We start from the raw sequence: 13770 nt of genomic DNA, 5'->3' as shown, positions 1-13770 counted from the left end.
AACTTCGACGCGTGGCGCGCCGCAACGCGGCTCCAGCGCGGCTCAGCCAAGCGGTTGGCGGGCTCAGCCTCGGCGGCTCAGCCGGCGTTGATGCTCGGATTCAGCGCGCGGCTCACCCGCGGATCATCCCCCACCAGGGAGCGCGCCGCGTCCAGTGCGCCGTCGGGGTAGAACGGCAGGCCGCCTCCACCCAGCGCTTCGACCCGGTGCCAGGCGACGATGCTCTCGTCGTCAATCACCTTCACCCGCTCATCGAGCGGCCAGGTCTCCAACTCGGCGCACTCCACGGCGAAGATGTGCACGATCTCGTGGCCAGCTTGGCCAAGGAACGTGAAGATGTTCTCGGAGACGGCCAGAAGCTCCGCTGCCGTCACCGTGACACCGAGTTCCTCGAGATACTCACGCCGCAAGGCCTCGACGGCTCGCTCACTGAACTCGATTCCCCCACCGATCGCACGCACGAAGGGAGGCTCGCCGTCGTCCCCGCCGAACTCCTGCACGAGAACGTGCCCGTCGCGGACGGGCAGACCGACAGCGAGGTTGCGGATCCGCGAGTCTGCTTGTTCCATGCGGGGAGCGTAGACCTGAAGTCGTTAACCCACAGGGCCATTCCGCCGGAGGGGGGGCTCCCGCTTCGGCAACTACCAGCCCATCTCCGTGATGACGGACTGAAAGAGCGCATTCACCTGTGTCCCCAGGACGGTCACCGCCGTGACAATGGCTGCTGCGATGAGGCTGGCCATGATCGCGTACTCCACAGCGGTCGCGCCGCGCTCTGACGACACCCGAATCGGGACTACTTCCATGGGCTCGGAAGCGCCAGTCTCTGCGTCGATCACACCCAGCTCCCCCGCATCAGAACCACTCCTGGCCCGGAGTCTAGCCGCGATGTGAGGGATGCACGGGGGTGTTCGAACGGCGCTTCGCCAACCCACAAGAGAACGCAAGCCGTACGCAAGGGAGTGGGTCGTCAGGGCGGTACGGCGTCGGGATGCCCAACCCGAGGATCACCCAGCTGGCCTCCCGCCTGAGCAGACCTGAGCCGGGCCGCCCTGACGGCGCAGGCCCGGATTGGGAACGCCACAGGCGATCGAGTGCGGGGAGGCGGGAGACGAGGCAGGGGCGGCCTCACCACTTGACCACAGCCCAGTCGCTGGGCACGGGCTGTCCGTTGTCCACGGCCGCCGGTGACTCGGCTCACGACTTCCGGCACCACAGTTGGGGCGGATCAGCGGACGGGTTGCGTCACGACCCTTCGAGACAGCCGACGGTCGCTTCGCGACGCCGGCCTCCTCAGGGAGCGATGGAATACAGCCGACGATCGATTCGCGAGGGGGCTTCCTCAGGGAACTGGTGAGCGACCGCGTCGCGTCACGACCCTTCGAGACAGCCGACGGTCGCTCCGCGACGCCGGCCTCCTCAGGGAGCGAACTAGGGGGTCAGAAGGCGGAGCGGGCGACGCTCAAGGCCTCCGGGAGGACCGCCACCAGCCGCGAGATGTCGGACGACGTCGTGGTCCAGCCCAGCGAGAAGCGCAACGACTGCGTCGCCTCGTCCGCGGAGCGCCCCATCGCCAGCAGCACCTCGCTCGGCTGATGCACCCCAGCGCGGCACGCACTCCCCACCGACGCCGCGATCCCCCGCTGGTCGAGCAGGAACAACAGATCGTCGGCGCGCACCCCGTCGAACGTCACGTTGACGATGTGCGGCGCGCCCTCCGGCAGCGGCCCACTCGGCACGCCTGCACTCGTCGGCCGAGGCCAGCTGTTCAACCGCCCACCAGCGGCGACGCACGCCTCCACCACTCGATCGCGAAGCCCAGAAACCCGCGACACTTCAGCCCCCAACTCCCCCACCGCGACACTCGCCGCCCGCGCGAACGCCGCCGCCAACGCCACCGGCTGAGTCCCGGACCGCACCTCGCGCTCCTGCCCACCCCCCAGCCCGACGGCGGCAGGCACAACCGAGCGCCGCGCCAGCAGCGCCCCCACACCCACGGGTCCCCCGATCTTGTGCGCCGACACGCTCATCAGATCCACTTCACTGGCACCGAAGTCCAACGGCAGATGCCCGAATGCCTGCACCGCGTCCGTGTGCATCCACGCCCCCACCGCGGAAGCCAACTCCCCCACGGCAGGGACAGGCTGCACAACCCCCGTCTCGTTGTTCACCCACATCACCGACACCACCGCCACGGCCTCATCCAGCGTCTCCTCGAGAGCGCCCAGCGACACCACGCCCTCCCGAGACACCGGCACCACCTCAGCCCCCCGCGACACCGCCCCGAGCACCGCCGGATGCTCCACCGCCGAGACCAGACACCGCCCGCGACCCCGCGACCGTCCCGCCTCCCAACCCCCCAGCACCGCGATCGTGTCCGCCTCCGACCCCCCTGACGTGAACACAACCTCCGTCGGGTGTGCGCCCACCGCAGCCGCCAACTCCTCGCGCGCCTCCTCCAACCGGCGCCGGGCGCGCTGCCCCGGCCGGTGCAACGACGAGGCATTCCCCACCAGCCCCGACGCGGCGACGAACGCCTCCAAAGCCTCAGGGCGCAGCGGGGAGGTGGCGGCTTGATCCAGATAGACGGACTCCACGGCTCCCCCTCGTCTGTCGGGCCCCGCACGCGCGACTCCCGCCGTCCATGCTAGCCAGGCCGCCCCGATGGCAAACCCCCCAGCGAAGTGGAGTTTGTGCCAGAAAGTGGCACAATGGGGCGCCGTCGAAAAAATCGATTCCAGGAAGCTACCGATGACATCCCTCACCCCGCCTGATACGAGCGCCCTCGGCGCCCGCATCACCGACCATGGCGTGCGTTTCGGCCTGTGGGCCCCGCGCGCCACCGGGGTTGAGCTGGCGCTCATCGATCCGCTCAACCAACAGCACAACATCGAGATGTCCCGCGACGAGCACGGCATCTGGACCGTCGAGGTCCCCGGCGTGGACGCCGAGCAGCACTACGGCTTCCGCGTGCACGGGCCGTGGGACCCGTCGTCGGGCAGCCGATTCAACCCCGCGCGGCTCCTGCTGGATCCCTACGCCCGCGCCATCAGCGGCGGGGTGGACTTCCGCGGCCCCATCCTGGACCACATCCCCGGCAGCCCCTTCAGCATCTCCACCCGGGACTCCTTCGGGGCGGTGCCGCTGAGCGTGGTGGTGGCGGACACGCCCCCGCCGAAGCCCATCGAGCGCCGACGGCCCATGTCGGAGACCATCCTCTACGAGGCGCACCTGCGCGGCTTCACCAAGCTGCACCCGCAGGTCCCCGAGCACCTCCGCGGCTCATATCTGGCGCTGGCGGACCCGTCGGTCCTCGAGTACCTGACCGGCCTGGGCATCACCGCCATCCAGCTGCTGCCCGTGCATCACTTCGTCTCGGAGCCGTTCGTGGCCACCAAGGGGCTGCGCAACTACTGGGGCTACAACTCGCTCGGTTTCTTCGCCCCGCACGCCTACTACGCCACCCGCGGCACCGTCGGAAACCAGGTGGCCGACTTCAAGCAGATGGTCAGCGCGCTGCACGAGGCCGGCATCGAGGTGATCCTCGACGTGGTCTACAACCACACCGGCGAGGGCGGCCACGAGGGGCCCACGCTGTCCATGCGCGGCCTGGACCACGACGCCTACTACCGACTCACCAACGACCGCCGGGACGACTACGACGTCACGGGCTGCGGCAACTCGGTCAACACCTCGCACCCCATGGTGCTGCAGCTGGTGCTGGATTCGATGCGCTACTGGGTTACCGAGATGGGCGTGGACGGGTTCCGCTTCGATCTGGCCACCACGCTGATCCGCGACGAGCAGCACCACGTGGACCACAATCACGCGTTCAAGCGGCTGGTCGAGTCCGATCCCGCCTTCGAGGGCATCAAGATGATCGCCGAGCCGTGGGACATCGGCCCGTACGGCTACCAGGTGGGCGCCTGGGGCCCCGGCTGGTACGAGTGGAACGACCGCTTCCGGGATCACATCCGCGACTACTGGCGCGGCGCCGTGCACGGCGTCCAGGAACTCGCCACGCGCCTGGCCGGCTCCCCGGACATCTTCGATCAACCGGGCCGCGCGCCGCAGTCGAGCATCAACTTCATCACCGCCCACGACGGTTTCACCCTCCGGGACCTGGTGAGCTACGACGTCAAGCACAACCTGGACAACGGCGAGGCCAACCGCGACGGCTCGGACAACAACCGCTCCTGGAACCACGGCTGGGAGGGCGAGACCGAGGACCCGGAGATCAACGCCCTGCGCCGTCGCCAGGTGCTGAACCTCATGGCCACCCAGCTACTGGCCGCGGGCACCCCGATGATCACCGCGGGCGACGAGTTCGGCCGCACCCAGAAGGGCAACAACAACGCCTACTGCCAGGACTCCCCCCTCTCGTGGGTCAGCTGGGACATCCCGTTCGAGTGGCTCGAGGTGCAGAGCCGCATCGCCGCGCTGATCAAGCTCCGTCAGAGCCACCCGGTGCTCCGCCCGGTGGACTTCGCCTACCACACCGAGATCATCACCGAGTACAGCGAGAACCTGCAGCGCGTGGACCTCACCTGGATGGACGGCGAGTTCGGCGAGATGAGCCACGACGCCTGGCACGACGGCGGCCGCCGCCTGCTCGGCATGTACGTCTCGGACGAGCGCGAGGCGTTCCTCACCTGGTTCAATTCCGGCGCTGCGCCCGTGCCGCTGACGCTGCCCACCCTTCCGTGGGGCTACGGCTACGAGATCGTGTGGCACAGCGCCGAGTCCTACGAGCTGCCCGGAGGCGTCCTGCCGGCCCTGGCCGAGATGACAATGCCGGCCCGGTCCGTGGTGCTGATGCGGGTCCAGGTGCCCACCAGCACCCGCGAGCTGCTCGCACTGCAGGCGGAGGCCGAGCCGTCGTCGCTGGATCTGCTCTCCTGAACGGTGCATGCAGGGCGCCCCGCCAGCTAGGCTGACGGGCGTGAGTGCGGATTACCCAACCATGTCCCTCAAGCGCATCGTCCGGACCGACGGCGGCCTCGGCCGCATCCCGGTCACCGGCGCTTCCCCCGTGATCGAGGGCGGGGTCTACCCCGTCAAGTCAGTCGTCCATGAACGGCTCCTCATTCAGGCCAACGTGTTCCGGGAGGGTCACGACTCGGTCAACGCGTCGGTGATCCTGACCTCTCCGGGCGGCACCCAGCGCCGCATCGACATGAAGCAGGTCGAGCCCAAGGGCCTGGACATCTGGCAGGCGTACGTCCGGATGGCCGCCGAGGGCGACTGGACCTACCGCATCGAGGGCTGGAGCGACCCGTGGGGCACCTGGCGCCACCACGCCGAGGCGAAGCTGCCGGTGTCCATGGACGTGGAGCTGGTGTGCCTGGAGGGCCGGGACCTCCTCACCCGCTCCGCTCAGCAGGCCGATTCGATGCGCGTCCCCGGGGCCGCCAACCTCCTCCGCGCCGCCGCGGAGACAGTCAACCCGGAGACCGACGTCGAGGAGATCCTCGAGCTCATCACGTCTGCGCCCATCACCCGGGCGATGGCGCGCTTCGGGCCCCGCGAGCTCGTCTCGCCCACCGCCGAGTTCCCCATCCGCGTGGAGCGCCGCCGGGCCCTGTACTCGTCGTGGTACGAGTTCTTCCCCCGCTCGCAGGGCGCCTGGCAGGACGACGACGGCCACTGGCACTCCGGCACGTTCAACTCCTCGCACGAGCGCCTCGAGGCCGCCGCCGCGATGGGCTTCAACGTGGTCTACCTGCCGCCCATCCACCCCATCGGCACCGCGTTCCGCAAGGGCAGGAACAACACGCTGAACCCCGGCCCGGAGGATCCCGGCTCGCCGTGGGCCATCGGGTCCCCCGACGGCGGCCACGACGCGATCCACCCGGACCTGGGCGACTTCGACGACTTCGACGCCTTCGTGTCCAAGGCCCGCTCGCTGGGCCTGGAGATCGCCCTCGACCTGGCACTGCAGGCGTCCCCGGACCACCCGTGGGTGGTGGAGCACCCGGAGTGGTTCAGCACCCGCCTCGACGGCACCATCGCCTACGCGGAGAACCCCCCGAAGAAGTACCAGGACATCTATCCCATCAACTTCGACAACGACCCCGTGGGCATCTACTACGAGGTGCTGCGGATCGTTCGGTTCTGGATCGACCACGGGGTCTCCATCTTCCGCGTCGACAACCCGCACACCAAGCCTGTGGAGTTCTGGGACTGGCTGATGGAGCGCATCCACGAGACCAACCCGGAGGTCATCTTCCTCGCCGAGGCATTCACCCGCCCGCAGATGATGGCGGCGCTCGGGAAGGTGGGCTTCCAGCAGAGCTACACCTACTTCACGTGGCGCAACCTCAAGTGGGAGCTCACCGAGTACCTCACCGAGCTGTCACAGGAGATGGCGTCCTACTACCGGCCCAACTTCTTCGTCAACACCCCGGACATCAACCCGTTCTTCCTGCAGTCGGGCAATCACGCGGCGTTCTCCATCCGCGCCATCCTCGCCGCGACGATGTCGCCCACGTGGGGCGTCTACTCCGGCTTCGAGCTCTTCGAACATGAGGCGCTGGCCCCGGGCAAGGAGGAATACCTCAACTCGGAGAAGTTCGAGTACCGCCCGCGTGACTTCAACGCCCAGCCCAACCTCAACCTGCTGCTCGGCAAGCTCAACCAGATCCGCGACACGCACCCCGCCCTCCAGCAGCTGCGCGACATCCACTTCCACCACGCGCCCCACGATTCGGTGATCGTCTTCTCCAAGAACGACGGCACGGACACGGTGCTGGTGGTGTGCTCGCTGGACCCGGACAACACGGTGTCCTCGGACATCATGCTGGACTTCGGCGCCCTCGGCGTCCACGGTCAGGGCAGCGTGCGGGTGGTCGACGAGCTCACCGGCGAGGAGTACGTCTGGGGCGAGCGGTCCTGGGTGCAGCTGTGGCCGGGGAAGCCGGCGCACATCTTCCACGTGGTGGCTGAGTGAGCACGGAGTTGCAGCAGCAGCTCTGGGACCTGGCGCTCAGCTCGCGCTGGTTCTCAGGGCGCGGCGGCCGCCCGGTCGGCGTCGAGCTCGGCCCGTGGGCCGGGCCGGCGCTGCGTCCCGCGCTGCTCGTCGTCGAGTTCGACGACGGCCACCAGGAGCGCTTCCACGTCCCGCTGCTCTACCGCGACGGTGAGCCCACCGACGCCTGCGACGAGGGCGGCGTCCTGCTGCGCGCCCTCCACGACGAGGCCCCGGGCTTCGAGCGGTACCGGGCGGTGGCGCCCGGGCTGCCCGCTCGTCGCTACGCCGGCGAACAGTCCAACACCTCGGTCTTCTTCGGCGACGAGCTGCTGGTGAAGGTGTTCCGGCGCGTGGAGCCCGGCCGCTCGGTGGACGTCGAGCTGCACGCCGCGCTGGCCGGCACCGGCGTGGTGGCGGAGCTGTACGGGGCGTGGACCTGGGACGGCACAGACCTGGCGGTCTTCCTCGAGGCCTTGCCGGAGCCCACTGACGGCTACGTCCTGGCCTGCGAGTACGCCACCGAGGGCCGCAGCTTCGCCGAGCACTCCCATGCCCTGGGCGAGGCGCTGGCCACGGTGCACAGGGTCCTCGCCGAACGGCTGGCCACGGCCACCGTCGACGGCGCCGCCCTCGCGGCGGACTGCCGCCGTCGCTTCGCCGCGGTAGTCGCCGAGGTGGATGCGGTGGCGCCCTATGCGGACGCCGCGGAGGCGGTCTTCGCCGCCATCGACCACGCCCGCCTGCCCGCGCAGCGCGTGCACGGGGACTGCCACCTGGGCCAGGTGCTGCTCAGCGATGGCCGGTGGCGCTACGTGGACTTCGAGGGCGAACCGCTCAAGTCCATGGAGGAGCGGCGGCTTCCCGATTCGCCGCTGCGTGACGTGGCCGGGATGCTGCGCTCGTTCGCCTACGCCCGCGCCGCCGGCGGCGCCTCCGCCGGGTGGCTGGCCGAGTGCCGATCCGCATTCCTGCGCGGCTACGGTATCGACGCGGACGCCGGGGACCCGGTGCTGGCCGCCTACGAGACGGACAAGGCAGGATACGAGGCCGTCTACGAGGCCCGCTTCCGCCCGCACCTGCTGCAGGTCCCCCTCCAGCACCTCGAATCGTTGATAACGATCCCATAACCCGCACCCGCGGAACCCCCGCGGTGCGGCCTCAGTCCGCCCGCGGCGACGCTCGGCACGCTAGATTGGCGCGCAAACGACATCGCTTCGAAGGAGTCAAGAAAATGGCGCACGACCGCTTCGGTGGACTTACCGGTTGGGACTTCGAAGGGTTCCATGGTGGTGGAGACACCGAGCTGTGGAAGCGCCTCGGCAGCGAGGTGGTCACAGTCGAGGACGACGAGAGGGGCACCGTCACCGGGGTGCGTTTCGCCCTGTGGGCCCCCAACGCCAAGTCCGTCTCCATCATCGGGGACTTCAACTGGTGGACCGGCGACGCGATGGAGCTGATCCCCGGCTCCGGCGTCTGGGGCGCGTTCATCGAGGGCCTCGACGAGGGCACCCTGTACAAGTTCCGCATCGAGACCCAGGACGGCCGCTGGATCGAGAAGGTCGATCCGATGGCCAAGTTCAGCGAGCAGGCGCCGGCCAACGCGTCGATCGTCTACGAGTCGAAGTACGTGTGGGACGACGACGAGTGGATCGCCAAGCGACGCGCCTCCCAGGCCCACGCCGAGCCGATGAGCGTCTACGAGGTGCACCTGGGCGGCTGGCGCAAGGGCAAGAGCTACCTCGATCTGGCCGAGGAGCTCGTCAGCTACGTCAAGTGGCAGGGCTACACCCACGTCGAGTTCATGCCGCTGTCGGAGCACCCGTTCGAGCCCAGCTGGGGCTACCAGGTCTCCGGCTACTTCTCCCCCACGTCGCGTTTCGGCAAGCCGGATGATCTCCGCTACCTCGTCGACAGGCTTCACCAGGCCGGCATCGGCGTGATCATGGACTGGGTGCCCGGCCACTTCCCCAAGGACGACTGGGCGCTGGGCCGCTTCGACGGCACCGCCCTGTACGAGCACGCGGACCCGCGCCAGGGTGAGCACCAGGACTGGGGCACCTACATCTTCAACTACGGCCGCAACGAGGTGAAGAGCTTCCTCATCTCCAACGCGCTGTACTGGATCCAGGAGTTCCACATCGACGGCCTGCGGGTGGACGCCGTCGCCTCGATGCTGTACCTGGACTACTCCCGCGAAGAGGGCGAATGGGTGCCCAACCAGTTCGGCGGCCGCGAAAACCTCGAGGCCATCGACTTCCTGCGCTACTGCAACCGTCACCTCTACGAGCGCGAGCCCGGCGTGCTGATGATCGCGGAGGAGTCCACCAGCTTCGCCGGCGTCACCAAGCCCGTCCACGAGGGCGGCCTCGGCTTCGGCTTCAAGTGGAACATGGGCTGGATGAACGACACGCTGCGCTACCTGCAGCTGGACCCGGTCTACCGCCAGTACGAGCACAACCTGCTCACCTTCGCCATGGTCTACGCCTACTCGGAGAACTTCGTGCTGCCGATCAGCCACGACGAGGTGGTCCACGGCAAGGGATCCATGATCAACAAGGTCCCGCAGGACGACTGGCGCAAGTTCGCCACCCTGCGCGCCTACTACTCCTTCATGTGGAGCTTCCCCGGCAAGCAGCTGATCTTCATGGGCTGCGAGTTCGGTCAGCGGCCCGAGTTCAGCGAGTCCGTCTCCCTCGAATGGTGGGTCAGCGAGCTGTGGGGCCACGGCGGCCTGCAGCGTCTCTTCCGGGACCTCAACCACATCTACAAGTCGAACCGCCCCCTCTACGAGCTGGACAGCTCGCCGAAGGGCTTCAGCTGGATCAACGCCGACGACGCGGGCCGCAACGCCCTCTCCTGGGTGCGCCACGACGAGGACTACAACCACATCGCGTGCGTGACGAACTTCTCCCCGGAGCCGCTGCGCGACTACGAGATCGGGCTTCCCGCCGCCGGTGCGTGGGAGGAGATCCTCAACACGGATTCGCCCACCTACGACGGGTCCGGCGAGTTCGGCAACCTCGGCGAGGTCACCGCCTACGACGAGCCCTGGGGCCACTTCCCCGCCCGCGCACGCGTCACGGTGCCCCCGCTGGGCTCCATCTGGCTGCGTCGGCAGGCCGACTGATCCGTCTCCCCGGTGGGTGCCCCCGTGTCGCGTGGCGCGGGACCCACCGGGTACGGTCGTGACGTGAGCGACTTCAAGGTGTCGGTGGACATCGTCGGCGGCGTCGGCACCCTGCGGTGGGCCGAGCAGGAGGTCGACGTGGACACACTGCGCCGCGCGCTCTCACTGGCCGCCGACGACGCCATCCTCGCGCACGAGCTGCGCCGGTTGCAGGTGGAGTTGCCGGAGTGGGACACGGCCGCGCGGGTGGCCCTCCACCGCTGCGGCTTCCGCCTGGAGGGGCGGCTGCGCTCCGCCGTCGAGCCAGAACCAGGCGTCTTCCGCGACATCCTCATCTACTCGCGCCTCGCCGTGGACACGGTCTACGGCCCGCACGGGTTCTCCGGGGTCCTGGACTCCATACTTCCCACCAAGCGGGTGATCTCCCACGCCCTGTTCCGCGACGAGCAGGGCCTGGTGCTCCTGCTCGAGACCTCCTACAAGGAGGACTGGGAGCTCCCCGGCGGCGTGGTGGAGCCGCACGAGACGCCCCGCGCCGGGGGCGAGCGGGAGACGATGGAGGAGTTGGGCATCGAGGTCACGTTCGGGCAGCCGCTGCTGACCGACTGGATGCCGCCCTACCTTGGGTGGTCGGACGCGGTGGAGTTCATCTTCGACGGCGGGGTCCTGGCGCCGGAGGTCGCGGCCGAGCTGGGCACCGACGACCGGGAGATCCGCGCCATCCACTGGGTGGACCCTGGGGACGTGCACCGCCACGTGACGGAGTTGTCCGCGCGGAGGATCGCCCTGATGCTGACGGGCTACCGCGGCATGACCGAGAACGGGTACCCCGTGCCACCCGCCGCCGGCTAGGGGGGGACACAATGGGGCCATGCCCCTCGCGACCCGCGACGTCACCCTCCTTCCCTCCGACGAGGTGGCCCTCGCCCTGAGCGTGGACCCGTCGGTGGGGCTGAGCCCCGCCGAGGTCGCCGCCCGCCAGGACCTGTACGGGCGCAACGAGCTGCGGGCCACTCCCCCGGACCCGGCCTGGCGCCGGTTCCTGCGCCAGTTCGCCGACCCCCTCATCTACCTCCTGCTGGCCGCCATCGTCATCTCGATCATCGCCTGGGTGGTGGAGGGCGGCACCGGGCTACCTGTGGACGCGATCGTCATCGCGGTCATCGTGGTGGCCAACGCCGTCATCGGCTTCGTCCAGGAGAATCGGGCCGAACGGGCCGTCGCCGCCCTGGCCGGCATGACCGCCACCCGCGCCACCGTGCTGCGCGACGGACTCCTTGCCTCCGTCCCCTCCGCGGAGCTGGTCCCCGGGGACGTGCTCGTCCTCGCCGAGGGCGACGCCGTGGGCGCGGACTCCCGCCTCCTCACCGCCACGTCCCTCCTCACGCAGGAGGCCTCGTTGACCGGCGAATCGGAGGCCACCCAGAAGGACCCGGCCGCCCTCCCGGAGCCCGCGGCCATCGGCGACCGCCGCAACATGGTGTTCAAGGGCACCTCCGTGGCCCGCGGCGTGGGCCGCGCGGTGGTCACCACCACCGGCATGGACACCGAAATGGGGCGCATCGCCACCCTGCTGGACGAGACCCAGGCCGAGCCCAGCCCGCTGCAGGCGGAGATCGGCAGGATCTCCCAGACGCTGGGACTGCTGGTGGTCGGGATAGCCGTGGTGGTGATGCTCACCACCGCCCTGGTCAACCGGGTCAGCACACTCGAGGGCGCCGTCGAGATCCTGCTGATGGGCGTCTCGCTGGCCGTTGCCGCCGTCCCGGAGGGCCTGCCCGCGATCCTGTCGCTCGTGCTCGCCATCGGGGTGCAGGCCATGGCGCGCCGCAACGCGGTGATGAAGGACCTCCACTCGGTGGAGACGCTGGGGTCGGTCTCCGTGATCTGCTCGGACAAGACCGGCACCCTCACCCGCAACGAGATGACGCTGCGTGAGGTGGTGACGGCCTCCGGCAGGGTCACCCTCGGCGGCACCGGGTACACGCCGGTGGGCGAGGTGCTGGTGGAGGGCGACGTCGACCGCACTTTGGACGAGGCCCGACGGGCGCTGGTGGCCGGGTCCGTGGCCAACGACGCCCAGCTCACGCACCTGGAGGGCTCGTGGCAGATCCAGGGCGACCCGACGGAGGCCGCGTTCCTCGTCGGCGCCCGGAAGCTCGACGGCGCCGCAGAGCTCATCTCTGGCCACGCGCGCACCGGCGAGGTGCCGTTCACGTCCGAGCGCAAGATGATGTCGGTGCTCAGCACGCACCCCTCGCGGGGCCACGTGCTCTACGCCAAGGGTGCCCCGGACGTGCTGCTGGAGCGCTGCACCGACGAACAGGTGGGGGACGACACCACCCCGCTCACGCCGGCCCGGCGCGACGAGCTGGCTCACACCATCGAGGAGCTCGGGGCCGAGGGGTATCGCACCCTGGGCGTGGCGTGGCGCGGCGCCACCGCCGCCGAGTCGCACACCTTCGGCGAGTCCGCCGAGCGCAACCTCACCTTCCTCGGCGTCGTCGCACTGCTGGACCCACCGCGCGAGGAGGCCGCCGCGGCCATCGCCGAGGCTCACCGGGCCGGCATCCGCACGGTGATGATCACCGGGGATCACCCCGTCACCGCGGCCAGGATCGCGGCGGACCTGGGCATCTCGGGCACCGACAGCCCCGTCGTGGTCACCGGTCGCCAGGTCGACGAATCCGACGACGAGGAGCTGGCGCGCGCCGCCGTCGACGCCCGCGTGTACGCTCGGGTGGCCCCCGAACACAAGTTGCGGGTGGTCGACGCGCTGCAGGCCGGACGGCACATCGTGGCGATGACCGGCGACGGCGTCAACGACGCGCCGGCGCTGAAGTCCGCGGACATCGGCGTGGCGATGGGCATCACCGGCACCGCCGTCACGAAGGAAGCCGGGCAGATGATCCTGGGCGACGACAACTACGCCACGATCGTGGCCGCGGTCCGCCAGGGACGGGTCATCTTCGACAACATCCGCAAGTTCATGCGCTACCTGCTGAGCTCCAACATGGGCGAGATCGCCACCGTGTTCCTGGGCGTGACGCTGGGTGGCGTCATCGGCCTGGCGGACCCGTCGGCACCCGGCGCCGCGGTAGTTCCTCTGCTGGCCACGCAGATCCTGTGGATCAACCTGGTCACGGACTCGGGTCCGGCGTTGGCGATGGGGGTGGATCCGGAGATCGACGACGTGATGGGCCGCCCGCCGCGCCGGTTCGACGAACGCATCATCGACCGCCACATGTGGCAGCGCATCCTCGTCATCGGTGCCCTCATGGGCCTGCTCAGCCTGGTGGCCTACGACCTCACCCTGCCCGGGGGGCTGATCGGCGGCCTCGAGCACATGGCGCCCGCCGGAGGCGAGCTCGACCTGGCCCGGACCACCGTGTTCACCTCGTTGGTGGTGATGCAGCTGGCCAACGCGCTCAACAGCCGCTCGGACAAGGCGAGCATCGTCGATCACCTCTTCACCAACGCCTGGCTGTGGCTCTCGCTGGCCGGCGCGCTCCTGGCGCAGGTTGCGGTGGTCTACCTTCCGGTGCTGCAGAACGCCTTCGGCACGGCGTCGCTCGGTTGGGCGCACTGGGGTGTCGCGGCCGGGGCCGGGCTGGTGGTGATCCTCGTCGAGGAGGCGGTCAAGGCGGTGCGCAGGGCGCGCGGCTGATCGACT

The 13770-nt window shown here is 69.4% G+C and carries 9 protein-coding genes; 6 read left to right on the top strand and 3 right to left on the bottom strand.

The features are described 5' to 3' along the window. Positions 1-77: 77 nt before the first annotated feature. The 3 genes from H5398_RS09750 to H5398_RS09740 form a co-directional block, all read right to left on the bottom strand. Positions 78-569, bottom strand: a complete 492-nt coding sequence (locus H5398_RS09750) for an NUDIX domain-containing protein (protein ID WP_182799866.1) — start codon at positions 567-569, stop codon at positions 78-80. A gap of 72 nt (positions 570-641) precedes the next feature. Continuing rightward, a complete protein-coding gene (locus H5398_RS09745; protein WP_370586106.1) occupies positions 642-839 on the bottom strand; it encodes a Flp family type IVb pilin in 198 nt (65 codons plus the stop codon). Positions 840-1439: 600 nt separating this feature from the next. Next, on the bottom strand, positions 1440-2597 hold the full coding sequence (locus tag H5398_RS09740; protein WP_370586105.1) for a cysteine desulfurase family protein: 1158 nt from the start codon (positions 2595-2597) through the stop codon (positions 1440-1442). 154 nt (positions 2598-2751) lie between these two features. Here H5398_RS09740 and glgX point away from each other — a divergent pair, with 154 nt between their 5' ends. From glgX to H5398_RS09710, 6 genes are all read left to right on the top strand, one after another. Then, positions 2752-4902: a glycogen debranching protein GlgX gene (gene glgX, locus H5398_RS09735; protein WP_182799864.1), complete on the top strand. Its 2151-nt coding sequence runs from the start codon at positions 2752-2754 to the stop codon at positions 4900-4902. 61 nt (positions 4903-4963) lie between these two features. Beyond that, positions 4964-6949 carry an alpha-1,4-glucan--maltose-1-phosphate maltosyltransferase gene (locus H5398_RS09730; RefSeq protein ID WP_182784357.1) on the top strand — a complete coding sequence of 662 codons (1986 nt, stop codon included), beginning with the start codon at positions 4964-4966 and terminating at the stop codon, positions 6947-6949. Then, positions 6946-8097: a phosphotransferase gene (locus H5398_RS09725; protein WP_182799863.1), complete on the top strand. Its 1152-nt coding sequence runs from the start codon at positions 6946-6948 to the stop codon at positions 8095-8097. Before H5398_RS09730 ends, H5398_RS09725 begins: the two co-directional genes overlap by 4 nt. A 104-nt stretch (positions 8098-8201) precedes the next feature. After that, on the top strand, positions 8202-10097 hold the full coding sequence (gene glgB, locus H5398_RS09720; protein WP_182799862.1) for a 1,4-alpha-glucan branching protein GlgB: 1896 nt from the start codon (positions 8202-8204) through the stop codon (positions 10095-10097). 63 nt (positions 10098-10160) lie between these two features. Continuing rightward, the gene (locus H5398_RS09715) at positions 10161-10949 is read left to right on the top strand and encodes an NUDIX hydrolase (RefSeq protein ID WP_182799861.1); all 789 of its coding nucleotides are present in this window, start codon (positions 10161-10163) and stop codon (positions 10947-10949) included. Positions 10950-10968: 19 nt separating this feature from the next. After that, positions 10969-13764 (top strand): cation-translocating P-type ATPase, encoded by a 2796-nt coding sequence (locus tag H5398_RS09710; RefSeq protein ID WP_182799860.1) that lies wholly within the window; start codon positions 10969-10971, stop codon positions 13762-13764. Positions 13765-13770 lie beyond the last annotated feature (6 nt).

Source organism: Tessaracoccus sp. MC1679 (assembly GCF_014164775.1).
Taxonomy (GTDB): Bacteria; Actinomycetota; Actinomycetes; order Propionibacteriales; family Propionibacteriaceae; genus Arachnia.
Note: the sequence above shows the minus strand (reverse complement) of the source record. Positions and strands in the feature narration are given on the sequence as shown.